The 21,080-nt window shown below is 71.3% G+C and carries 26 protein-coding genes and 3 tRNA genes; 18 read left to right on the top strand and 11 right to left on the bottom strand.

Annotated elements, in window-relative coordinates:
• Positions 1-139 precede the first annotated feature (139 nt).
• On the bottom strand, positions 140-874 hold the full coding sequence (locus tag Actkin_RS30055; RefSeq protein WP_229786656.1) for an enoyl-CoA hydratase: 735 nt from the start codon (positions 872-874) through the stop codon (positions 140-142).
• A gap of 41 nt (positions 875-915) precedes the next feature.
• Positions 916-1,365, bottom strand: a complete 450-nt coding sequence (locus Actkin_RS30050; RefSeq protein ID WP_258905091.1) for an Lrp/AsnC family transcriptional regulator — start codon at positions 1,363-1,365, stop codon at positions 916-918.
• Between the two features lie 75 nt (positions 1,366-1,440).
• Between Actkin_RS30050 and ddaH the strand changes: the two genes are divergently transcribed.
• On the top strand, positions 1,441-2,304 hold the full coding sequence (ddaH, locus tag Actkin_RS30045; RefSeq protein WP_396122903.1) for a dimethylargininase: 864 nt from the start codon (positions 1,441-1,443) through the stop codon (positions 2,302-2,304).
• A 144-nt stretch (positions 2,305-2,448) separates the two neighbouring features.
• Positions 2,449-2,730 (top strand): hypothetical protein, encoded by a 282-nt coding sequence (locus tag Actkin_RS30040; protein WP_189209438.1) that lies wholly within the window; start codon positions 2,449-2,451, stop codon positions 2,728-2,730.
• Here the strand turns inward: Actkin_RS30040 and Actkin_RS30035 are convergent.
• The gene (locus Actkin_RS30035; protein ID WP_229786657.1) at positions 2,727-3,272 is read right to left on the bottom strand and encodes a TetR/AcrR family transcriptional regulator; all 546 of its coding nucleotides are present in this window, start codon (positions 3,270-3,272) and stop codon (positions 2,727-2,729) included. The two genes, Actkin_RS30040 and Actkin_RS30035, sit on opposite strands and share 4 nt — an antisense overlap.
• Positions 3,273-3,277: 5 nt before the next feature.
• Positions 3,278-4,687, bottom strand: coding sequence for an amidase (locus tag Actkin_RS30030; protein ID WP_396122902.1), 1,410 nt, complete (start codon positions 4,685-4,687; stop codon positions 3,278-3,280).
• Between the two features lie 8 nt (positions 4,688-4,695).
• Here Actkin_RS30030 and Actkin_RS30025 point away from each other — a divergent pair, with 8 nt between their 5' ends.
• The gene (locus Actkin_RS30025) at positions 4,696-5,457 is read left to right on the top strand and encodes a siderophore-interacting protein (protein ID WP_189209441.1); all 762 of its coding nucleotides are present in this window, start codon (positions 4,696-4,698) and stop codon (positions 5,455-5,457) included.
• Between the two features lie 46 nt (positions 5,458-5,503).
• The gene (locus Actkin_RS30020; RefSeq protein ID WP_258905090.1) at positions 5,504-6,328 is read left to right on the top strand and encodes a M48 family metalloprotease; all 825 of its coding nucleotides are present in this window, start codon (positions 5,504-5,506) and stop codon (positions 6,326-6,328) included.
• On the opposite strand, the gene rfbA is transcribed toward Actkin_RS30020, so the two are convergent.
• From rfbA to Actkin_RS30005, 3 genes are all read right to left on the bottom strand, one after another.
• Positions 6,291-7,172: a glucose-1-phosphate thymidylyltransferase RfbA gene (gene rfbA, locus Actkin_RS30015; RefSeq protein ID WP_189209443.1), complete on the bottom strand. Its 882-nt coding sequence runs from the start codon at positions 7,170-7,172 to the stop codon at positions 6,291-6,293. The genes Actkin_RS30020 and rfbA overlap by 38 nt on opposite strands.
• A 19-nt stretch (positions 7,173-7,191) precedes the next feature.
• The gene (locus Actkin_RS30010; RefSeq protein ID WP_189209444.1) at positions 7,192-7,401 is read right to left on the bottom strand and encodes a hypothetical protein; all 210 of its coding nucleotides are present in this window, start codon (positions 7,399-7,401) and stop codon (positions 7,192-7,194) included.
• Positions 7,402-7,471: 70 nt separating this feature from the next.
• Positions 7,472-7,963, bottom strand: coding sequence for a YajQ family cyclic di-GMP-binding protein (locus tag Actkin_RS30005; protein ID WP_189209445.1), 492 nt, complete (start codon positions 7,961-7,963; stop codon positions 7,472-7,474).
• 128 nt (positions 7,964-8,091) lie between these two features.
• Between Actkin_RS30005 and Actkin_RS30000 the strand changes: the two genes are divergently transcribed.
• From Actkin_RS30000 to Actkin_RS29980, 5 genes are all read left to right on the top strand, one after another.
• Positions 8,092-8,172 (top strand) — tRNA-Tyr (locus Actkin_RS30000).
• A 401-nt stretch (positions 8,173-8,573) separates the two neighbouring features.
• A complete protein-coding gene (locus Actkin_RS29995; protein ID WP_258905087.1) occupies positions 8,574-8,852 on the top strand; it encodes a hypothetical protein in 279 nt (92 codons plus the stop codon).
• Positions 8,849-9,268: a type II toxin-antitoxin system VapC family toxin gene (locus Actkin_RS29990; RefSeq protein ID WP_258905086.1), complete on the top strand. Its 420-nt coding sequence runs from the start codon at positions 8,849-8,851 to the stop codon at positions 9,266-9,268. Before Actkin_RS29995 ends, Actkin_RS29990 begins: the two co-directional genes overlap by 4 nt.
• 528 nt (positions 9,269-9,796) lie before the next feature.
• Positions 9,797-10,741 carry an alpha/beta fold hydrolase gene (locus Actkin_RS29985; protein ID WP_258905085.1) on the top strand — a complete coding sequence of 315 codons (945 nt, stop codon included), beginning with the start codon at positions 9,797-9,799 and terminating at the stop codon, positions 10,739-10,741.
• A 236-nt stretch (positions 10,742-10,977) separates the two neighbouring features.
• Positions 10,978-11,715, top strand: a complete 738-nt coding sequence (locus tag Actkin_RS29980) for a DUF899 domain-containing protein (RefSeq protein ID WP_258905084.1) — start codon at positions 10,978-10,980, stop codon at positions 11,713-11,715.
• A 169-nt stretch (positions 11,716-11,884) separates the two neighbouring features.
• On the opposite strand, the gene Actkin_RS29975 is transcribed toward Actkin_RS29980, so the two are convergent.
• On the bottom strand, positions 11,885-12,100 hold the full coding sequence (locus Actkin_RS29975; RefSeq protein ID WP_258905083.1) for a hypothetical protein: 216 nt from the start codon (positions 12,098-12,100) through the stop codon (positions 11,885-11,887).
• 94 nt (positions 12,101-12,194) lie between these two features.
• On the opposite strand from Actkin_RS29975, the gene Actkin_RS29970 reads away from it, so the two are divergent.
• Positions 12,195-12,611, top strand: a complete 417-nt coding sequence (locus tag Actkin_RS29970) for a hypothetical protein (protein WP_189209450.1) — start codon at positions 12,195-12,197, stop codon at positions 12,609-12,611.
• A 17-nt stretch (positions 12,612-12,628) separates the two neighbouring features.
• On the opposite strand, the gene Actkin_RS29965 is transcribed toward Actkin_RS29970, so the two are convergent.
• Together Actkin_RS29965 and Actkin_RS29960 are read right to left on the bottom strand one after the other, a co-directional pair.
• Positions 12,629-13,774 (bottom strand): hypothetical protein, encoded by a 1,146-nt coding sequence (locus Actkin_RS29965; protein ID WP_258905082.1) that lies wholly within the window; start codon positions 13,772-13,774, stop codon positions 12,629-12,631.
• Complete coding sequence (locus tag Actkin_RS29960) at positions 13,771-14,304, bottom strand: SigE family RNA polymerase sigma factor (RefSeq protein ID WP_189209452.1); 534 nt, start codon at positions 14,302-14,304, stop codon at positions 13,771-13,773. The genes Actkin_RS29965 and Actkin_RS29960 overlap by 4 nt, the downstream gene beginning before the upstream one ends.
• 98 nt (positions 14,305-14,402) lie before the next feature.
• Here Actkin_RS29960 and Actkin_RS29955 point away from each other — a divergent pair, with 98 nt between their 5' ends.
• Together Actkin_RS29955 and Actkin_RS29950 are read left to right on the top strand one after the other, a co-directional pair.
• A complete protein-coding gene (locus tag Actkin_RS29955; protein WP_189209453.1) occupies positions 14,403-14,813 on the top strand; it encodes a VOC family protein in 411 nt (136 codons plus the stop codon).
• Positions 14,788-15,783, top strand: a complete 996-nt coding sequence (locus tag Actkin_RS29950) for a winged helix DNA-binding domain-containing protein (RefSeq protein ID WP_258905081.1) — start codon at positions 14,788-14,790, stop codon at positions 15,781-15,783. Before Actkin_RS29955 ends, Actkin_RS29950 begins: the two co-directional genes overlap by 26 nt.
• Here Actkin_RS29950 and Actkin_RS29945 read toward each other — a convergent pair.
• Complete coding sequence (locus tag Actkin_RS29945; RefSeq protein ID WP_258905080.1) at positions 15,773-16,669, bottom strand: GNAT family N-acetyltransferase; 897 nt, start codon at positions 16,667-16,669, stop codon at positions 15,773-15,775. The genes Actkin_RS29950 and Actkin_RS29945 overlap by 11 nt on opposite strands.
• Before the next feature lie 175 nt (positions 16,670-16,844).
• On the opposite strand from Actkin_RS29945, the gene Actkin_RS29940 reads away from it, so the two are divergent.
• From Actkin_RS29940 to Actkin_RS29915, 6 genes are all read left to right on the top strand, one after another.
• Entirely contained in the window at positions 16,845-19,496 is a 2,652-nt protein-coding gene (locus tag Actkin_RS29940) for a putative bifunctional diguanylate cyclase/phosphodiesterase (RefSeq protein WP_189209456.1), read from the top strand.
• Between the two features lie 79 nt (positions 19,497-19,575).
• A tRNA-Thr gene (locus Actkin_RS29935) sits at positions 19,576-19,648 on the top strand.
• A gap of 53 nt (positions 19,649-19,701) precedes the next feature.
• A tRNA-Met gene (locus Actkin_RS29930) sits at positions 19,702-19,774 on the top strand.
• Between the two features lie 141 nt (positions 19,775-19,915).
• Positions 19,916-20,080, top strand: a complete 165-nt coding sequence (gene rpmG, locus Actkin_RS29925) for a 50S ribosomal protein L33 (RefSeq protein ID WP_189209457.1) — start codon at positions 19,916-19,918, stop codon at positions 20,078-20,080.
• 69 nt (positions 20,081-20,149) lie between these two features.
• Entirely contained in the window at positions 20,150-20,602 is a 453-nt protein-coding gene (locus Actkin_RS29920; protein WP_189209458.1) for a MaoC family dehydratase N-terminal domain-containing protein, read from the top strand.
• A complete protein-coding gene (locus Actkin_RS29915; protein ID WP_258905079.1) occupies positions 20,599-21,030 on the top strand; it encodes a MaoC/PaaZ C-terminal domain-containing protein in 432 nt (143 codons plus the stop codon). The genes Actkin_RS29920 and Actkin_RS29915 overlap by 4 nt, the downstream gene beginning before the upstream one ends.
• The last annotated feature ends 50 nt before the right edge of the window (positions 21,031-21,080 follow it).

The following is a 21,080-nucleotide window of genomic DNA, read 5'->3' as shown; positions in this document are numbered from 1 at the left end:
GTAGTCCTGCCCGCTGGACGGCCGGTCAAGCGTGGCCAGCGCCGCCCACTATCCCGGTCCCACCTGATATGTACCTGATTTTACTGTAACCCCGGGTTACAGTATCTCGGATGCCGGACGGTCCCATGTGTGGATTGTCTCAGCCCCGCTTGGTGATCCGCTCCTTCATGGCTGCCAGGAGTCGGGCGAATTCGGGGGTGTCCATGGACGCCACCTGCGCGATCAGCTCCGCGGCGATCGCGTCGTCGTGCGCGGACATCGCCGCGGTGGCGCGCAGCGTCCGCTTGGTGGACAGCACGAGATCGCGGGGCGCAGCGGCCGCCGCCTCCGCCGCGCCGACCGCGGCGGCCACCGGGTCGTCGGCGACCTCGTGCGCCAGGCCGATCCGCTTGGCCTCCTCGGCGTCGGGGATGTGCCTGAGCAGCGTCATCGCCGTCGCGGCCTGCGGTCCGACCAGGCGCTGCAGCATCCAGGTCATGCCGCCGCCGGGGTGGATGCCCAGCTGCAGGAAGCGGGCGTCGAAGCGGGCCATCGGCCCGGCGATGCGCACGTCGGCGGCCAGCGCCAGGTTCAGCCCGGCCCCCACGGCGGCCCCGTTGACCGCGGCGATGGTCGGCAGCGGCGACCGGGCGACGGCCAGGAAGCCCGCGTAGATGCGCTTGAGCCCCTCTTCCCTGGACTCGCCGAGCACGGTCAGGTCGGCGCCCGCGCAGAAGGCGGGCGGCGCGCCGGTGACCACGATTGCGTTGACAGCCGGGTCCTCGGCGCATCCGTCGACCAGGTCCGCCAGCTCGGCGGACATCGCCAGCGTCAGCGCGTTGCGCCGGTCGGGGTCGTCCAGGGTGATGACGGCCACGCCGTCGCGGCGCTCCATCCGTACGGTCTTTCCCGGTGATTCCGCCATGTCCGGTGAACCTACTGAGGTTCCGGCGCGGGCGGGCGTTCGAGGAGTGTGGAAAGCACCACGGTGGAGATGGTCCTGGACACCATGTCCACCGCGCGCAGCCGCTCCAGCGCGTCCTCGAGGTGGTGGATGTTCGCCGCGCGCAGGTGCACTATCGCGTCGGCCGCGCCGGAGACGGTGTAGGCGGCGACGACCTCGGGCAGCGGCTCCAGCCGCTGGCGGATGCGGTCGGGGGAGACGTTGCTGTCGCAGAACACCTCGACGAACGCCTCGGTGCCCCAGCCCAGCGCCTCCGGGTTGACCACCGCGGTGAACCCCTTCAGCACCCCGGCCTCCAGCAACCGGTCCACCCGCCGCTTCACGGCGGGCGCGGAGAGCGAGACCGCCTTGCCGATCTCGGCGTAGCTGGACCGCGCGTCCTTCACGAGCTGCGCAACGATCCGCTGATCAATGGCATCCATACGCAACATTATGTAGCTCTATCCGCAACGCAGCGACGTTGTTCGCGGGTATACCTCGCCCATACATTTCGATCCATGACCACTGCGTCCCCCCAGGTCGTCCTCTCGGTGGCCGAGCGCGTGCCCACCACCCGGCGCTACCTCATGTGCGAACCGCGGCACTTCACCGTCGAGTACGTGATCAACCCGTGGATGGACCCCAGCAAGCCGGTGGACACCGATCTGGCCATCGCGCAGTGGACAGCGCTCAAGTCGGCGTACGAGTCCCTCGGCCACACCGTCGAGACGATCGAGCCCGTGCCCGGCCTGCCCGACATGGTCTTCAGCGCCAACTCCGGCACCGTCATCGACGGCCGCGTGCTCGGCGCCCGCTTCCGCGCCGCCCAGCGCTCCGCCGAGGCCGACCACTACCGCCGCTGGTTCCTGGAGGCGGGCTACCGCGACGTGACCATGCCGTCGCGGATCAACGAGGCCGAGGGCGACTTCGCCTGGACCGGCTCGCTCCTGCTGGCGGGCACCGGCTACCGCACCGACCCGGCCGCGCACGCCGAGGCCCAGGAGGTCCTCGGCGTCCCCGTGGTGTCGCTGCAGCTGGTCGACCCCCGCTACTACCACCTCGACGTCGCCCTGGTCGTCCTCTCCGAGGCCACCGCCACCCGACCCGCCCACATCGCGTACTACCCGGAGGCGTTCTCCGCAGGCACCCAGCGCGTCCTCGCCCGCCTCTTCCCCGACGCCATCCGCGCCACCGAGGCCGACGCCGCCTGCCTGGGCCTCAACGCCGTCTCCGACGGCCGCAACGTGGTCATCGCCCAGGAGTCCACCCACCTGATCACCGAGCTCCAGGCCAACGGCTACACCGTCCTCCCCGTGGACATCTCGGAACTGCGCAAGTCCGGCGGCGGCCCCAAGTGCTGCACGATGGAACTGCGCGGCTGATCGACCCCGGACGGGAAAGCGGCTCCCGGTGATCGCCCTGGGAGCCGCTTTCCATCAACCCCCGGTCACCCCATCGGCTGGACTCGACCCGCTCCGCCGGGCGTCTGCGCTGGTGGGACGGGGTGCGCGGCCAGAATCGGGGCTGTGCATAGGGACTGTGTGGCGACCGCGCTCATCGGGTACGGGCGGTTGAGCATCGGGCTCGTGGAGAAGTTCGCCAGGGACATCGAGAACCTCGTCGCCGCCTGCTTCTGCCCCCGGTGCGGCCGCGGCCCGCAGGGGGAGTGGGCGAGCGCGTCCATGGCCACCAGCGACGGCTGCATCGCGATCTGCGACGCCTGCGCCACCCAGGAGACGATCGTCGAGCTGTCCACCGGGGTGGTCCCGCCCCTGGCCACCTGGCCGACGCTCAACCGCAGGCGCTAGGCGGCCACGAGCAGGCGCAGCGCGTCCGCGACCGTCGTCGGGCCGGATGTCCCCGTGGCCAGGCGGCGCAGCTGGAGACCCGCGATCAGCGCCACCACGGGACCGGCCATTCGGGCCGGGTCCGGCACGCCGAGCGCGGAGAGCACCGCGGTCGCCAGGGCGTCGTAGGCGGCGAAGCAGGTCGCGGCGGCCTCGCGCAGCGACGCGTCGCGGCCCGCGTGGATGTAGAGCTCCAGGGGCGCGATCTCCTCGCTGCCGAACGCCGTGCTCTCGACGATCCGCTCCACCAGCGCCGCGGCGTCGTCCACCGAGATCACCGACCGGTGCGCCTCGGCGACCGAGGCCAGCCGCGCGGTCTCCTCGGCGACGAACAGCAGCATCGTCTCCCGCAGCAGCGACGTCTGCGTGTCGAAGTGGTAGGTGATCGACCCCAGCGACACCCCCGCCTCGCGGGCGATGCGGCGGTTGGTCACCCCGGCGACGCCCTCCGCGCCGATGACCCGGAGCGTCGCGCGGAGGATCTCGGTGCGGGTGTCGCCCATACCGGTCATCGTATGGGCGGACGTGTCGCCGCCCAGTCCGACGCCGCCTCCAGCTGCGCGGCCAGCGAGATCAGCAGCGGCTCGCTGTTGGCGGGCCCGAGCAGCTGCGCCCCCACCGGCAGGCCCGACGGCGTGAACCCGGCGGGCACGTTCACCCCCGGCCAGCCCAGCACGTTCCACGGCCACGCGAACGGGCACGCCGTCACCACCCGCCGGTCGGTGCGCCAGCCGGGCAGGCCGTCGATGCTGCCGACGGGCAGCGGCGGCGTCGCCGTCGTCGGGGTCAGCACGACGTCGAACTCGGTGAAGACCGCCCCGATCCGGCGCGCGAAGAACCCCAGCGTGGCCCGGGACGCGCCCAGTCCGTGGCCCAGGAGCCTGCCGACGCGGCCGTTGTGCCGGGTGCGCGCGTCCAGCAGCGCCGCGTCCGGCACCCGCCGCGTCCAGTCGTGGATGCCGCCGAAGGACCGCGGCAGGAAGCTGAGCCCGATCAGCCCGTACGCCGGGTCCGCGACCGACACCGAGTGCCCCAGCGACATCAGCGTCCGCGCCACCGCGTACACCGCCGCCCGCACGTCCGGGTCCACGCGCACGCGGAACGCCGTGAACGCGGGCCGCATGGACAGCGCGATGCGCAACGGCCGCACAGGCGCCGTCACCGCCGCCGAGTAGTCGCCGCCGGTCAGCACGTCCAGCAGCAGCGCGGCGTCGGCCACCGTCCGCGCCAGCGGGCCGGACGTCGTCAGGCCGTGGAACAGCTCCGGGTCCGGCGCGGTCGGCACCAGCCCCCGGGTCGGCTTGATGCCCACCAGGTTCGTCCACGCGGCCGGGATCCGGATGGAGCCCGCGCCGTCGGAGCCCACCGCCGCCGGGACGATCCCCGCCGCGACCGCGGCGGCCGAGCCGCCCGACGACCCGCCGGGGCTGTAGTCGGGGTTCCACGGGTTGCGGGTCGCGCCGAAGCTGCCCTCGGTCACCGGCCACTGGCCGAACTCCGGGGTGTTCGTCTTGCCGATGATCACCGCGCCCGCGGCCTTCACCCGCCGCACCAGCTCGCAGTCGGCCTCCGCGACCGGGAAGTCGCCAGCGCAGCCGAACGCCGTGGGCGCGCCCGCCAGGTCGACGTCGTCCTTGATGGCGATCGGCACGCCGAGCAGCGGCAGCCGCTCACCGGCCGCCAGGCGCTCGTCCGCGGCCTTCGCCTCGACCAGCGCCTCGGACGCGCGCAGCAGCCGGAAGGCGTTCAGGTCGCTGTCCATCGCGGCCTTCAGGGCCTTGCCGACCAGGTCGGACGACGTCGTCACGCCGTCGGAGAGCAGTTGCGCGGATTCGGCGAGACCGGCCATGTCCACTCCCTTGTTCGTACGAACGAACAGTACCCGGGTCTGGCCAGCCCGCAAGCCGCGCGCGACCATGAGAACCGATGAGCACAGACCACCCCCGCAGGCGTTCCCGCAGGCCCGAGCCCCGCCTCTGGCGGGTCCCCGTCGCGGCCGTGACCCGCGTCACACCGAAGATGGCCAGGGTCACCGTCAAACACGAGTCGCTCAAGGCGCTCGACGACGTCCGGACCGACCAGAACGTCATGCTCTACCTCTACCCCGAGGGCGCCGAGCTGCCCGACACGCTCGCCGACGCCCGCGCCCGCTGGTCCCAGGTCCGCCCGCTGACCAGGACATACACCCTGGCCAGGCACGACGGCGACGAGGTCGACTTCGACTTCGTCCTGCACGGCGACAGCGGCCCGGCGTCGGCGTGGGCCGCGCGCGTCCGGCCGGGCGACGAGATGATCTTCGTCGGCCCCTCGCCCGCCTACCGGCCCGACCCGGACGCCGACTGGTACCTGCTCGCAGGCGACGAGACCGCCCTGCCCGCCATCGCCGCCATCCTGCGCGAGGTGGACAAGCCCGTGCGCGCCTTCGTCGAGGTCGCCGACGCGGCCGAGGAACAGCCCGTCGACGGCGTCACCTGGCTGCACCGCGACGGCGTCCCGGCGGGGGAGAGCACCGTGCTCGTGGACGCCATCCGCGCCGCCGACCTGCCCCCCGGCCTGCCGGAGGTCTGGATGGCGGGCGAGCGCGCGGCGATGCTCGCCGTGCGCTCGCATCTGCTCGACGACCGCGGCTATCCGCGCGCCCGTGTGCGCCCCACCACCTACTGGCGGCGCGGCGAGAGCGGGAACTAGGCGCCGCCGCGATCCGTTGGTACACCGGACCGGGAGGAGGAATCGCATGCGGACCGCCTTGCTGCTCAGCGGGATCAGCGCGCTGCTCCTCCTCGTCGGCGCGCTGTTCGACGCCGTCTGGCTCGCGCTCGCCGCCGCGGCCCTCCTCGTCGCCTACGCGCTCGGCGCGGCCGACCGGATAGCCCTGCGCGCCATGCGGGCGCGGCCGGTGTCGCAGGCCGAGCACCCCCGGCTCTACGCGATCGTCCGCGAGCTGGCGACGACTTCCCGCAAGCCCATGCCCCGGCTCTACGTCAGCGCCACCGCCGCGCCGAACGCCTTCGCCGTCGGCCGCGGCCCCCGCAGCGCCGCCGTGTGCTGCACGACCGGGCTGCTGGACCTGCTCGACGACCGCGAGCTCCGCGCCGTCCTGGCCCACGAGGTGGCGCACGTGCACCGCCGCGACACGCTGGTCGCCAGCGTCGCCGGGGCGCTCGCGGGCATCATCGCCGTGGTCGGGGGCGCGGCCGCCCTCGTCGGCGGCGACGATGACGACGACGGGCTGTGGGGCGCGCTCGCCGTCGCCGTGCTGGGCCCGGTCGCCGCGCTCGTCGTCCGGCTGGCCATCAGCCGCTCCCGCGAGTTCCGCGCCGACGCCGACGCCGTGAGGCTGACCGGCGACGCCGACGCCCTCGTGGCCGCCCTGCGCAAGCTGGACGCGGGCACCCGCGCCGCGCCGCTGGCGCCCGCTCCCGCGCTGGTCGCCCAGGCCCACCTGATGGTCGTGAACCCGTTCCCCGCCGACTCGGCGCTGGCCCGGCGCTTCGCCACGCACCCGCCGATCGACGAGCGGGTCAGCCGGTTGCGCCCGCGGCCCGCGCCACGCTCATGACGTACTCGCCGTAGCCGGACTTGGCCAGCTCCCGGCCCAGGGCCAGGCACTCGTCCGGGGTGATGAAGCCCTGTTCGAGGGCGATCTCCTCGATGCAGGCCACCCGCACGCCGGTCCGGTGCTCCAGGGTCTGCACGAACTGCCCGGCCTCCAGCAGCGAGTCGTGCGTGCCGGTGTCCAGCCAGGCGAACCCGCGGCCGAGGTCGACCAGCTTGGCCCGGCCCTGCCGCAGGTACTCCAGGTTGACGTCGGTGATCTCCAGCTCGCCCCGCGCCGACGGGGTCAGCCCCCTGGCGATCTTCACGACCTGGTTGTCGTAGAAGTAGAGCCCGGTGATGGCCCGGTTCGACCGGGGCGCGGCGGGCTTCTCCTCGATGGAGACCAGCCTGCCCTCGGCGTCGACCTCGCCCACGCCGTAGCGCTCGGGGTCCTTGACGCGGTAGCCGAACAGCGTGGCGCCGTCGAGGGTCGCCACGCACTCCTGCAGCTGCTCGGTGAAGCGGTGGCCGGAGAAGATGTTGTCCCCCAGCACCAGCGCGACGTCGTCGTCGCCGATGAAGTCCGCCCCGATGATGAACGCCTCGGCCAGCCCGTTCGGCTCGGGCTGCACGGCGTAGGAGAAGCGCATCCCCAGCCGCGCGCCGTCGCCCAGCAGCCGCTTGAAGTTCGGCAGGTCGACGGGCGTGGAGATGATCAGCACGTCCCGGATGCCCGCCAGCATCAGCACCGAGAGCGGGTAGTAGACCATCGGCTTGTCGTAGACGGGCAGGAGCTGCTTGGACACCGCCTGCGTGATCGGGTGCAATCGGGTGCCGCTGCCCCCGGCGAGGACGATGCCCTTCATCCCAACTCCCCTCGTAAGGTCACCAGATCGATTCTGGCTCCCCCGCCGCCTCCAGCCGCTCCCGTTCGGCCCGAAGTGTGAGCAAGTCGGCCCGCACGTCGCAGGCCCGGTGGAACCGGGCCCGGTCGCGCATCGCCAGCGCCAGGTCGATGGCCTGGTTGGCACACGCCAACCGCCGGTCGATCTCGGCCAGACCAAGGTGGCCCGCCCGCGCCACGGTGTCACGCATGGTGTCCTCCTCTCCTAGGAGGTCACCATGCGCCCGCGCCGACTGGGTTATCCGCTCTCAGCGTGCGGTGTTACCGGTAGTTGGTGAATTGCAGCGCGATCCCGAAGTCCGCTGCCTTCAGCAGGGCGATGACGTCCTGCAGGTGGTCCTTCTTCTTGCCCGAGACGCGCAGCTGGTCGCCCTGGATCTGGGCCTGGACGCCCTTGGGGCCCTCGTCGCGGATCTTCTTGGCGATCTCCTTGGCCTTCTCGCTGGAGATGCCCTGCACCAGCGTGCCGGTGACCTTGTGCACCTTGCCGGACAGCGCCGGGTCGCCGATGTCGAACGCCTTCTGCGAGATGCCGCGCTTGATCAGCTTCTCCTTGAAGACCTCGATCGCCGCCTTGCACCGCTCCTCGGTCTCGGCCTGGAACGAGATGGCCTCCTCCCCGGCCCAGGCCACCTCCGCCCCGGTGTTCCGGAAGTCGAACCGCGTCGCCAACTCCTTGGCCGCCTGGTTCAACGCGTTGTCGACCTCCTGCCGATCCACCTTGCTCACCACGTCGAACGACGGGTCCGCCACGTGCCTCGCACCTCCACGCCTGAAACCGAGTGGGTGGCCGATGCTACCGCCGCCCCCAGGGGTCCCCCGCTGGAACCCGCCCAGACCGATTGGGTATGGTTTCCCCCGTCCGGCACGCACCGGACCCCGGCGGGTTGCCCGAGCGGCCAATGGGAGCGGACTGTAAATCCGTCGCGAAAGCTACAGAGGTTCGAATCCTCTACCCGCCACAAGCTGGCCTGACCAGTGCAAATAATGAAACCAAGATCGAAGACGCGCGCGTTGGGTGATCTTTGGGTGCGACCCTCAGGGACTTCCCTGGGGGTCGCTTTCGTTGTGGGTCGATGGAGCGCGTGGGCAAGGGATGACGAGCTTCGGTGTTGGTACTCGTGCCTGAGTTGGGTTCCTACTGGTTGCGGCACTGCCGCTGGCGGAACGTGTCTCGACGGTTGGCGTTCACGGGGCCTGCCTGGTGAGTCTGCCCAGGTCTGAGGCGTTCTATGTTCGTGAGTTGCCGGGCTGCTCCGGCTACACTCGGCTCATGACTACGCCGCCTGCGAGCAGGAGAAGTCACGGCGCTTCTGGTGTTCATCGCCGGCTCAGGTCCCGTGGGCGCTTGGCGGTCGGGCACGTGTCGGTGCCGGAAGGGCTGATCAAGTCCGTCAGGGTCGCAGGGGTGGCGCTCAAGGCCAAGGATGTCGTGTCTCGTCGTGCCGAGGCCGCTCTGGTCGCCCCGGATGGCACGGCGGGAAGGGCGACTGTGGTGACCACGCTTCAGTCGATGGCTGTGTCCGGGGAGGCGATCGCGCCGTCGGTCCGCGGCCCCGTCCCCCTGCCTCCGTCGCAGGGCGACCGACGTGTGAACGTGTCGGAGCAGTTGGCGGCCGATCGTGACGAGGAGCGTTGGTGATCTACCTCGACTCGTGTGCGGTCATCAAGCTCGTGCACAACGAGGACCACAGCTCCGATCTCGTCGCGTGGCTCAACGCCCCAGGTCGTTCGGGTGCGCAGCTGGTGTCTTCGGTCTTGGTGGAGGTCGAGACAGTCAGGGCGCTTCGTCGCAGCGCTCCTGCGGCGTTGCCGGGCATTCCGGCCGTGCTGGCTCGGCTGTACCGCGTGCAGATCACCGACGTCATTCGGGCCACTGCGGCCGCGTACCCGGAAGCGACTCTGCGCACGCTCGATGCGATCCATCTCGCGACAGCTCAGGTCGTCGTCTCGGAGACGGCGACGCCGCTTTCGGCGTTTGTCACGTACGACAAGCGGCTTCTCGACTCGGCTGTTGCGGCGGGGCTACCCGTCGCCGCACCAGGCATGGTGACGTAGGGGTACCTCTGCAGAGGACCAATATGGGTGCGAGTTTGGGTGCGAACTCCTGCCCACAGTGCCTCTCTACCGGTCGCCGCTACCTCGTTCGGGTGATCTGTGCCCAGGTAGAAGGCTGCATCGTCGCAGGTCAGCCGCCTGTGAATCCGTCGCGAAAGCCACAGAGGTTCGAATCCTCTACCCGTCACCAGCAGGTCTGACCTGCGGAGACAATCGAGAGAAGATCGGCTCGCCAGTTGGGGCCGGGCTATGGACGCGGCCTTGGGTGCGAAGCACTCGAGGCCGCACCTGTTTCCGGTGGACGAGGGCCAGTGGTGAGCCGCAGGCCGAAGTGGGAGACGGCTGCCCTCATCGCTGTGTTGAGGCAGCCATGACCCGAGGATCGCCCGCGCTGGCCGTCGTCGCCTGAGGCTGGCGCGTCCGCCTATGTGGCGTCTAACGAGGACTGATCTTGTCCGCAGTGAGCCCTACGGTGCTAGCAGCCGACTGGGTCGTGCCAGGGTCGGTAACTCGATGAGAGAAGATGTGATGTTTGATCCTGCGGATTTTCCCGAGCCTACCCGCATTCCGGTCAACGGGGTGGAACTCGAAGTCTTCGAAGCAGGCCGTCAGAATTCTGGAGCGCCTATCGTGCTCTGTCACGGCTGGCCCGAGCACGCCTTTTCTTGGCGTCACCAGATGCCTGTCCTTGCTGCGGCGGGCTACCACGTCATTGTTCCGAATCAGCGGGGGTACGGGAATTCGTCTCGTCCGACGGAGGTGACAGAGTACGGTATCGAACACCTGTCGGGTGATCTGGTCGCGCTTCTCGATCACTACGGGTACGAGGATGCCACCTTCGTCGGTCATGATTGGGGTGCGAACGTCGTGTGGGGGTTGACCTTGCTGCATCCGGACCGGGTGAACAAGGTGATCAACCTGAGCGTTCCCTACCTTGAGCGCGGGGAGAAGCCCTGGGTCGAGTTCATCGAAGATGTCCTCGGTGAGGACTTCTACTTCGTCCACTTCAATCGACAGCCGGGCGTCGCCGACGCGGTGTTCGAAGCTAACACCTTCCAGTTCCTCCGCAACCTGTACCGGAAGAACGAGCCCCCGGTAGAGCCCCAGCCAGGGGTGGCGCTGATTAATCTCGCCAGAGCGGAAAAGCCCCTCGGCGAGCCCATAATGAGCGACAGCGAACTGGCCGTCTTCGTCTCCGCTTTCGAAGCGTCGGGGTTCACGAGCAGTATCAACTGGTACCGGAACGTTGACCGCAACTGGCACTTGCTGGCGGACGTGGACCCGATAATCCGGCAGCCCGCCCTCATGATCTATGGCGACCGGGACGTGATCGCCAGGGCGGAGAACCTGACGAAGTTCGTGCCCAATGTGGAAGTGGTCAATCTGGACTGCGGACATTGGATCCAGCAGGAAAAGCCGGAAGAGACGAATCAAGCGATTCTGCAGTGGCTGGAGCGGCAGGAAGGCGCCTAGGGGCACCGCACCACGACGCGCAACCGATGGTTGCGCTCCACGAGGCTATGTGCAACCATCGGTTGCATCGAGGTGCGGGCCAAGGCGTTCTCCGGACGTGAGGTGCGGTGCACGGAGCCCTCAGTGTCAGGGGTGACGGGCGTGGAGCGCGGCGCTCGCCGTCGAGTGGGACCGGTGGTTGGTGGCCGTCAAGGGCGTCGCCGGGGCCGGCTGGGACAAACCGATGGGGAGAAGAGATGCGCAGGACCGGAACACGTGCGGAATGGCTGGCCGCCCGGCTGGAGCTGCTGGCGGAGGAGAAGGAGTTGACCAGGCGCAGCGACGAGTTGGCGCGGCGCAGGCAGGAGTTGCCCTGGGTCAGGGTCGAGAAGGACTACCGCTTCGACACCGACGAGGGGGAGGCGTCCCTGGCCGATCTCTTCCAGGGGCGCTCGCAGCTGTTGGTCTACCACTTCATGTTCGCCCCCGAGTACGCCGCGGGCTGTCCGTCGTGTTCGGCGGTGGCCGACGGGTTCGACGGGTCGGTCGTCCACCTGGCCAACCACGACGTCACGCTGTGCGCGGTGTCGCGGGCGCCGCTGCCTCGGCTGCGGGAGTACAAGAAGCGCATGGGCTGGTCGTTCCCGTGGGCCTCGTCCTTCGCCAGCGACTTCAACTACGACTTCCACGCCGCGCACACCGAGGAGGAGTGGCGGACGGGTGAGGTCGAGTACAACTTCCGCAAGCGGGACTTCCGCGGGTTGGACCTGGAGATCGCCGCGACCGTCGGCACCGACTGGGAGACCTACCGGCGCGAGGGTCCAGGCGTGAGCGCGTTCGCCCTGGAGGACGGCGTGGTCTACCACACCTACTCCGCCTACGAGCGCGGCATCGACGGCCTGTGGGGCATGTACCAGTGGCTCGACCGGGCCCCGCTCGGCCGCAATGAGACCGGGCTGTGGTTCCGCAGGCACGACGAATACCGATCGGCCTGACCCGTGCGACAGGGGAAGTCCCCGGACCCGGTGGTCCGGGGACTTCCCCGTCCCGGTAGGCGGGACCCGGGCGCGCTCCCTGCAAGCGGCGCCCGGGCCCCTCGGACCCCCGCGCGCGTGAGGGCGGTGGCGGGGGAATTCTGGCTAAGCAACAGTGAAATCGGGATTCTTATTCACCGTATCCGAGCATGATTCGACTGCTCTTTTCGGCGCTGACCATTGGGCCGTTCGGCAGGTTCGTCGGGAGACGAAAAGAGCAGGTGGCGGCGTCGTCACCCGAAAGACGGGCGTTGAAATCGAGGGAGCTGGTTAAATTTCCCCAACGTCCGGGAATGATCTTGCGGGAGTCGATGGCCATGAGAGTCAAGCGGCGCTTACTGCCCATTCTGTGCAGCCTTATCGCGGTCATGTCAGTGGCTCCGGCCGCCCATGCCGATCCGCCGAACCGGCCGGGGAAGGAGCCCCCGATCGCGCCTCGGGTGGACGGTGGCCCAATCCCGGGAGCGCCGACATACGAGCTCCGCGAGGGGGAGGTCGTCGCCGCGGACGAGATGACCGTGCAAGGGGTGTACCTGCCCTTCAACTTCGGTTTCAGCTTCGCGTACAGCCTGTCCTCGCGGACGTTCTGGCCGTCCTACAGCGGACGCGCCTGCGTGAACCTGCGCGGGACCGGCAGCTCGGACCCGACCTGGTACGGCCGGGAGATCCGCGTCGAGATGTGGAACGCCTACGGCACCGACACCAAGGTCGGCCCGACCGTGCGCTACTCGGTCAACGGCAACTACTACGGGTACTGCTGGACCGGCCTCTACCCGTACCACGAGCACTACTTCCGGCTCACCAAGGACTGGGGCGGCAGCAACGGGGTCTGGGGCGACGGCTGGGCCTCGCAGTAGGGATGTCGACGGGTGGGTCACGGCAGGCCCACCCGCCATCCCGCGGCGGGCGCCGCTGCCGGGTCGGCCGCGCGGACCAGCCGCCATGCCGCGCCGTCGGGCGCCACGGTGCCGAGCGTGACGGTGACGTCCTCCCGCACGAGCACGACCCGGTTGTCCGGGTAGACGATCCCGTCGGGACGGAACTCGCCGTCGTCGGTCAGCGTGCCGACGACGTTGTTGTAGGGGACGACCGCGGTTCCCCACTCGCCCAGCGCGCTCAGACCGGTGTCCAGCACGCCTGACGGGCCGACCACGCCCAGCGCGCCGTCGCGGGTCGCGATGAGGTCGCCCTCGCTCGCGCCGTCGGCGACCAGCCCCTGGTCGGTCCGGCGCAGCCCGACCCGCGACACCGGGTCGGCGGTCCCCGCCGCCGGGTCCACCGCGCCGAGCGCGCCCAGGTCGAGGCGGCTGTTCCAGGCGGCGACCGGCTGCGCCACCTGCGCCCAGAACGCGCCGTCGACGTGGTGGTTGCCGTCGCCGAGGGAGTAGTCCAGCGCCGATGACACCAGGTTGGGCGCCGACAGGGTGGGCGCGGCCAGCCCGAACGCGATGCCCGCCACCTCGTCGCGCGGGTCCGGCCGGGCGGCGATGAACCCGATCGCGGGCGCGCCCGCCTCCACGGGCGCCACCGCCCGCAGCAGCAGTGTCGACATATCGATCTGTCGGCCCGCTGGGGTGGTGACGAAGGCGACCGACCCCTCGGCGGACACCATCGCCACCACCGCGAAGTTCGCGGTCCCCGAGTACGGCGGAGACCCGGCGAACACCGCCCGCACCGCCCCCGACGGCCGGTGCGGGTTCTGCCGCCAGGTCTCCTCCGCCCTGGCGAGCAGGTCGCGGTCGCCCGCGAGGGAGCCGCGCAGCGGCCACTCGGCGATCGGCGCGGCCGCCAGCGGGGTCACCACGTCCTGGCCCCAGTCCCGGTTGACCAGCAACGCACCGGCCACCGCAATCAGCACGACGCTCAGGGCCGCAAACGCTTGAATGCGGTGTTGCCGCTGCTCGCGGCGGCGCTCGTGCACCCGCCGCAGCACCGTGTCCACCCTGGGCGGGGCGACCACCACCGAACCCGACTCCCGGCGCAGTCGCACCACGGCGGGGTCCTGCTCGTCAACGGTCATGTCCCCCTCCTCCCCGACTCCCGGTCGACGCCCGGCCAACCCCCGACGACGGCCTCGTCCGCCGCCCACAGCTCCTTCATCCGCGCCACGCCCCGGCTGGTCAGCGACTTGACCGTGCCGACGGTGCAGCCCAGCTCGACGGCGGCCTGGGCCTCGGAGAGGTCCAGCACGAACCGGGCGACCACCGCGGCGCGCTGGCGCGGCGGCAGCTTCTGCAGCACCAGCAGCACGTGGTCGCGGCTGGCGACCGACCCGGCGACGTCGGTCAGGTCGAGCTGCTCGGCGATCTCCTCCGGCGCCACCGGGGTGGCCTTCTTGGCCGCGCGCAGGAACTCGTGGTAGATCGCTTTGCGGACGTAGGCGACGGCGTTCTCCGCTGGCACCCGCCGCCACCGCTTCAGGCAGCGCAGCAGGGCCTCCTGGACGACCTCCTCGGCGTCCCACTGCCTGCCGGTGAGCATGACGGCGTAGCGCAGGAGCTGGGGATAGCGCTCCCGCACGAACTCGTCGAACTCCGGCTCAGCGCGCACGCCGTCCCCACCTCCCCTCCGCTCACCCCCTAGACCGAGCGGCCCGGGAAAAGGTTGCCGCCCCCGGCCGCCGTTGCCCAGCCGTTACTGTCGGCGGCATGCGTCCCGCCTTCCACCTCGCCATCCCCGTCGACGACCTGGCCGCGGCGCGCGCGTTCTACGGCGGGCTGCTCGGCTGCCCGCAGGGCCGCGAGAGCGACAGCTGGATCGACTGGGACCTGCGCGGACACCAGCTCGTCACCCACCTCGCGCCCCGCGCGGACGAGGCGAGCAACCCCGTCGACGGCCACGGCGTGCCCGTCCCGCACTTCGGCCTGGTGCTCGACGTCCCCGCCTTCCACGAGCTGGCGGCCCGGCTGCGGGCGGCGGGGACCGCGTTCGTCATCGAGCCCTACGTCCGGTTCGAGGGGCAGCCGGGGGAGCAGTGGACGATGTTCCTGCGCGACCCGGCGGGCAACGCGCTGGAGTTCAAGGCCTTCGCCGATGAGTCCCGGCTGTTCGCCCGCTGAGCGGCGCAGGCACCGCACGGCCGCGCAGGGCCTGGCCGGGGACCGGCCCGCCGACGCGGTCGCGGCGGTCCGTCGGGTCCTCGCCCTGCAGTCGCAGGACGTCCGCGCCGCCCGCCTCGCCATCCGCGCCCGCACCGACGGCCTGACGAGGCACGACGTCGACAAGGCGCACGCGGACGGCGACCTCGTGCGCACCTGGGCCATGCGCGGGACCCTGCACGTCCTCGCCCGCGAGGACGTCGCCTGGGTCGTGGGCCTGCTCGGCCCCCGCTTCGCCCACGCGGGCCGGGGCAGGCGGAAGGCCCTCGGCCTCACCGACGACCTCTGCGCCCGCGGCGTCGAGGTCATCGCCGAGGCCGCAGCCACGCCGGTGACCCGCGCGCGGATCGTCGAGGTCCTGAGCGCAGCGGGCATCGACCTCGACCCCAAGACCCAGGCCCCGATCCACCTGATCGCCTACGCGGCCATGACCGGCGCGATCGTGCGCGGCCCCGACCGCGCCGACCGCGAGCCCACCTACGTCCGGTTCCAACCCGACCCCGTCGACGAGGACACCGCGCTCGCCCGCCTCGCCCAGCGCTACCTCGACGGCCACGCGCACGCCACGGCCGAGGACCTCGCCGCGTGGTCCGGCCTGCCGCTGACCAAGGCCCGCGCCGGGTTCGCCCGGGCCACCGCGCCGGAGCCGCGCGATCCCGGCCCGTCGGTCCGCCTGCTCAGCCACTTCGACGACTACCTGCTCGGCCACGCCGACCGCGAGCTGATCGTCCCCCAGCGGCTCGCCGAGCTGATCACGCGAGGCGGCATGGTCATGCCCGTCGTCCTGGTCGACGGCGAGGTCGTCGGCACGTGGAAGCTGCTGAACGAGCACGTGATCGAGGTCGACGCCCCGGGCGACCGGGCGGTCTACCGGGACGAGGCCGCCGACCTCGGGCGGTTCCTCGGCGCCGAGGTCGCCGTCAGGCGATAGCGGGTCGCCGCGACCACATCGTCCACAGCGGACGGTAGCCGTGCCGGTACCAGAACGGCGTCGAGCGCGGGTTCGGCAGCGCGTGGTGCAGCACCGACACCGGCGCCGCCGCGTCCAGGGCCGCGAGGGCGTGCCCGACCAGGGCGCCGCCGACCCCGGAGCCGCGCACGCCCTCGGTGACCGACATCGTCTCCAGGTACCCCACCGGCGACACCGACGTGCAGCCCTGCACCCACTCAGCGCTCGGCGGGAGCTGGACGGTCGCCAGGCCCACCGCCGCGCCGTCCCGCTCGGCCAGCCACGACAGCGTCGTCGGCGCGCTCAGCCCGTGCCGCAGGCTGTTGGTCAGCGCCTCCCTGGTGTCGGCGCGCGGGGTGATCTTCCCGAACTGCGCGTCGTACTCGACGACCTCCATGTTCAAGGCCACCATCGCGGCCAGGTCGTCGGGCGTGCACGCCCGCACCCCGGGGCCCGGGACGGCGGCCGGTCGGCCCGCCCGCCGCACGGCGGTCACCGAGACCGGCACGAAGCCGCGGCGGATGAGCGCGGGCAGGGCCGCGGTGTCACGGCTGGGCAGTTCCACCTCGGCGGCGCAGTCCAGGTCGCCCGGCGTCACCGGGGCCAGGCCCGCCAGCCACCGGTCCAGGACCCGGCCGAGGTCGTCCACCGGGTCCTGGCCCGCCACCCGCACGTCCAGCCGGTGCCTGCGCGCCGGGAACCACGTGCGCATGGCCGTGCCCTCCGGCGACTCCTGGTACGACGCCGCGCCCACCGCGCCGCCGTGCGCGATGCGCCCGGACTCCCTGGGCGCGGCCTGCTCAGGCAGCAGCGGATCGAGCGCGGCGACCCGGGCCGCGTGCTCGGCAACGATCGCGTCGACATCCATGGCCCCATGTAACCCCGGGAGGGGATCATGAATAAACAGCCGGGCGAATCACGGCCGTCCACAAGCTGGACGATCACGGAGATGGTGTCCGCGGGTAATCACGACACGTGCCACCGTCGCCTGATCGGGGTACAGTTTCCCCGCCGTCGCCCACCACGCCGCCCGAGGAGGTCGCATGTCGGACCACCCTGGGCAGACCACCGCCGAACCGCAGGCCGAAGCCCAGAACTGGCAGGCCGAGGAAGCCCCGAACCGCTCGTTCCTGGCCTTCTCCGTGCTCGTCCTGGTGTCCGCCCTCGTCACCGCGGGGTTGCTCTCCTGGTGGCTGCCGCAGCCGGAGAACCAGACCGTCTGGGTCGGGTTGCTGCTGGCCCTGGGCTTCCTGCTGGCCGAGCAGCTGGCGATCAACGTCGACGTGCGCAGCGGCGTGTCGTGGTCGATCACGTTCTGTGAGATCCCGCTGGTCATCGGGCTCTTCGTTGCGCCATTCGAGGTAGTGCTCGCCGCGCACCTGCTCGCCGGGGTGGGCACGCTGCTGATCCGGCGCGTGCAGGACCGCATCCTCTACAACGCGGGCGCCATGATCTTCGAGATCTGCGCCGCGTTCGCCGTCGCCACCTGGCTCAACGACATGCTGAGCGGCGTCGCCCCGGCCTGGACCGGCGTCGTCGCGGGCGCGCTGGCCGCGCCGCTGTCGTCCACCGCGCTCGCGCTGGTCTGCGTGCGCATCCTCGGCCGCAGGATGCGCGTCGGCGCCGCGGCCCGGCTGTTCCTGCGCACCACCGTCCTCGGCCTGGTGAACGCCTCCGTCGGCGTCGTCGGCTACCAGGTCGCCGTGCACGCCGAGTGGGGCTGGCCGCTGCTGGTGCTGGCCCTGGCCGGTCTCAGCGCGCTCTACATCGCCTACTCCGGCCTGCTGCGCGAGCAGCGCGACCTGGAGGCGCTCTCCGAGGTCAGCCTCATGGTCGCCCGCTCCGGCCACCAGGCAGCCGCCCGCCCGTCGCTGGGCGTGGCCGACCCGACCGAGGGCGCCGACGTCACCGACGCCGACGAGTGGCAGGTCATCGCCGACCGGGTCAAGGACCAGCTCGGCGCCGCCCGGGTCGTGCTGCGGCTGCGGTTCGAGCCGCAGGCCCCGATGCACGTGATCGTCTCCGGCGACGACCTCCCGGCCGACACCGTCGACCTCGACGCCACCGGCCCGCGCGCCGACGCCCTGCTGCGGCTGCCCGGCTCGCACGTGCGCCACTTCCGCCGCGTCGACTCGGTCCCGGAGATCCGCCAGGGCCTGCTGCGCCGCGGCGTCGACGAGGCGCTGGTCGCCCCGCTGCGCAGCGCCAACCACCTGCTCGGCGTCGTCGAGGCGCACGACAAGCTCTCCCGCTGGCGCGGCTTCGGCCAAGCCGACGTCCGGATGATCGGCACCATGGCCAGCCACCTGGCCACCGCGCTGGACAACCGGCGGCTGCTGGCCACCCTGCGCCACGACGCCTACCACGACCCGCTGACCGGCCTGCTCAACCGGCCCGGCTTCCGCCGCACCGCGGGCGACCTGCTGCGCCGCAAGCCCGACTCCGTCGTCCTGCGCATCGACCTCGACGTGCTGCCCGCCGTCAGCGACGCCCTCGGCTACGCCTGGAGCGACCGGATGATCGTCGCCGCCGGGCGCCGCCTGCGCGACGCGCTCGGCCCGGAGGTCCCGCTGGCCCGGCTGGAGGGCGGCGCGTTCGCCATCCTGCTCGCCGACTGCGACCTCGCCGGGGACGCCGAGCGCCTGCAGGAGTCCGCCGAGCGCCTGCGCCGCGACCTCACCGCGCCGTACCCGGTCGACCGCCTCACCGTCGAGGCGGGCTCGGTCGTCGGCTACGCCAGCCCGCACACCGCCGACGCCGAGGGCGCCGAGCTCGACATCGAGGCCCTGCTCCAGCGCGCCGACGTCGCCCTGCGCGCCGCCCGCTCCTCCGGCGAGGCCGTGCGCGAGTACCTGCCCACGATGGGCCAGATCTTCCTGCGCCGCTTCCAGCTGGTCACCCAGTTCCGCCAGGCGCTGGAGACCGGCCAGGTCAAGGTGCACTACCAGCCCAAGGTCGCCCTGCCGAGCCGCCAGGTGCTCGGTGTGGAGGCGCTCGTGCGCTGGCGGCACCCGGAGTTCGGCAAGCTCGACCCGGACGAGTTCGTCCCCGCGGTCGAGGCTGCCGGTCTCGTCGACGCGCTGACCGGGTTCGTCATGGACCAGGCGCTGTGCCGGGTCCGCAAGTGGCTCGACCGCGGCCTGCGGATCTCCGCCGCGGTCAACCTCTCGGTGCGCAGCCTCGACGACGCCACCTTCCCCGACCGCGTGGCCGACGCGCTGGCCCGCCACGACGTGCCGCCGGAGCTGCTGACGCTGGAGCTGACCGAGTCCGGCGTCATGGCCGACCCGCAGCGCGCGTTGCCGGTCCTGCGCGCCCTGCACGCGTTAGGCGTCGTGCTGGCCGTCGACGACTTCGGCACCGGCTACTCGTCGCTGGCGTACCTGCGCCAGCTCCCGGTCGACGAGGTCAAGATCGACAAGAGCTTCGTGCTCGGCATGGGCACCGACCTCGGCGACCACGCCGTGGTCCGCTCGATCGTCGAGCTCGGCCACTCGCTCGGCCTGACGGTCGTCGCCGAGGGCGTCGAGGACGACCTCGCGCGCGACCAGCTGACCGCCATGGGCTGCGACGTCGCGCAGGGCTACCTGATCTCCCGGCCGCTGTCGGAGAGCAGGCTGGAGGCCTGGCTGCAGGCGCGGACGACGCAGGCCAAGGGCATGCGCGACGAGATGGTGCTCACTCTCCTGACCTGAGGCCACCCCCGGTTTTGGAGCTTGAACCGGGTCTGTGTAAAGTACTCCTCGTCGCCAGGGACGGGTCCCGAACGACAACGCCCCTTTAGCTCAGTCGGCAGAGCGTCTCCATGGTAAGGAGAAGGTCTACGGTTCGATTCCGTAAAGGGGCTCGTGGATCAGGCCGCGATACTGGCTAGGCGTATCGTGGCCTAGTTCCGTGCCAGGCGGTGTAGCTCAGTTGGTAGAGCAAGCGGCTCATAATCGCTGTGTCGTCGGTTCAAGTCCGGCCACCGCTACGCGACGGCGGAAGTGCGTCGGCGAAAGCGCCGACAATCGCTTCCGCCACCACCCTGGGGCCCAGCCCCAGACCCCAGCCGGGGGCGAGCCCCCGGACCCGGCGAGAGCCGGGAAACCCGGGACGTTAGAAAGGTTTCGCTGTGGCTGCAACTGACGTGCGACCGAAGATCACGCTGGCGTGCGAGGTCTGCAAGCACCGCAACTACATCACCAAGAAGAACCGGCGCAACGACCCGGACCGCCTGGAGATGAAGAAGTTCTGCCCGAACTGCGGCAAGCACCAGGCGCACAAGGAAACGCGCTAAACACCGCTTCCGCGAAGGCCGTCCCACCACCGGTGGGGCGGCCTTCGCGCGTCCCGTAGCCTTCCGCGCGTGGCTTTGGATCCAGCGTTCGTCGGCCGGGAGTACCCCGCGTGTGCGGTGTACGAGGTGAGCCGGGAGAAGATCAGGGAGTTCGCCGTCGCGATCGGGGAGACCGACCCCGTGCACACCGACCCGGAGGCCGCCAAGGCCGCAGGGCACCCGGACGTGATCGCGCCGCCGACGTTCACCACGATCATCAACCTCGCCGCGATCAACACGATCGTCACCGACCCGGCGCTCGGGCTGGACTACGGCCGGATGGTCCACGGCGACCAGGCCTTCACCTACCACCGCCCGGTCGTGGCTGGCGACGAGCTGACCGCGTCGTCCACCATCGAGGCGATCTCGCGCCGGGCGGGCAACGACTTCATCACCCTGCGCGCGGACATCGCCGACGCGGCGGGCAGGCCGGTCGTCACCGCGCGCGCCCAGCTGGTCGTCCGGGATGCGGAGGAAGCATGAGCGAGACCACGGCTCCGCGCGTCGCCGTCGGCGACGAGCTGCCCGCGATCGAGGTCCGGATCACCCGCGCCGACCTCGTCCGCTACGCGGGCGCGTCGCTGGACTTCAACCCGATCCACCTCAGCGAGCGCTTCGCCAGGTCGGTCGGCCTGCCCGACGTCATCGCCCACGGCATGCTGACCATGGCCATCGCGGGCCGGGTCGTCACCGCGTGGGGCAGGGGCGAGCTGCTCGACTACAGCGCCCGCTTCACCCGCCCCGTGGTCGTCCCGGACGACGGCGAGGGCGCCGCGCTGACCGTCGCGGGCAAGGTCGCCGCCATCGACGAGGAGGACGGCGCCCGGATCGCCAGGATCGCCCTGTCGGCGCACTTCGACGGCAAGACCGTGCTGGGCAAGCCGGTCGCCAGGGTGCGCCTGTCCGACTGAGCGGCCCGGGAGCCCCGACCGGGGCTCCCGCGCCCGGCAGTCGTAGATTC

Source organism: Actinokineospora sp. UTMC 2448 (assembly GCF_024760565.1).
Classification (GTDB): Bacteria; Actinomycetota; Actinomycetes; order Mycobacteriales; family Pseudonocardiaceae; genus Actinokineospora; species Actinokineospora fastidiosa.
This window is presented reverse-complemented; position numbering and strand designations above follow the sequence as displayed.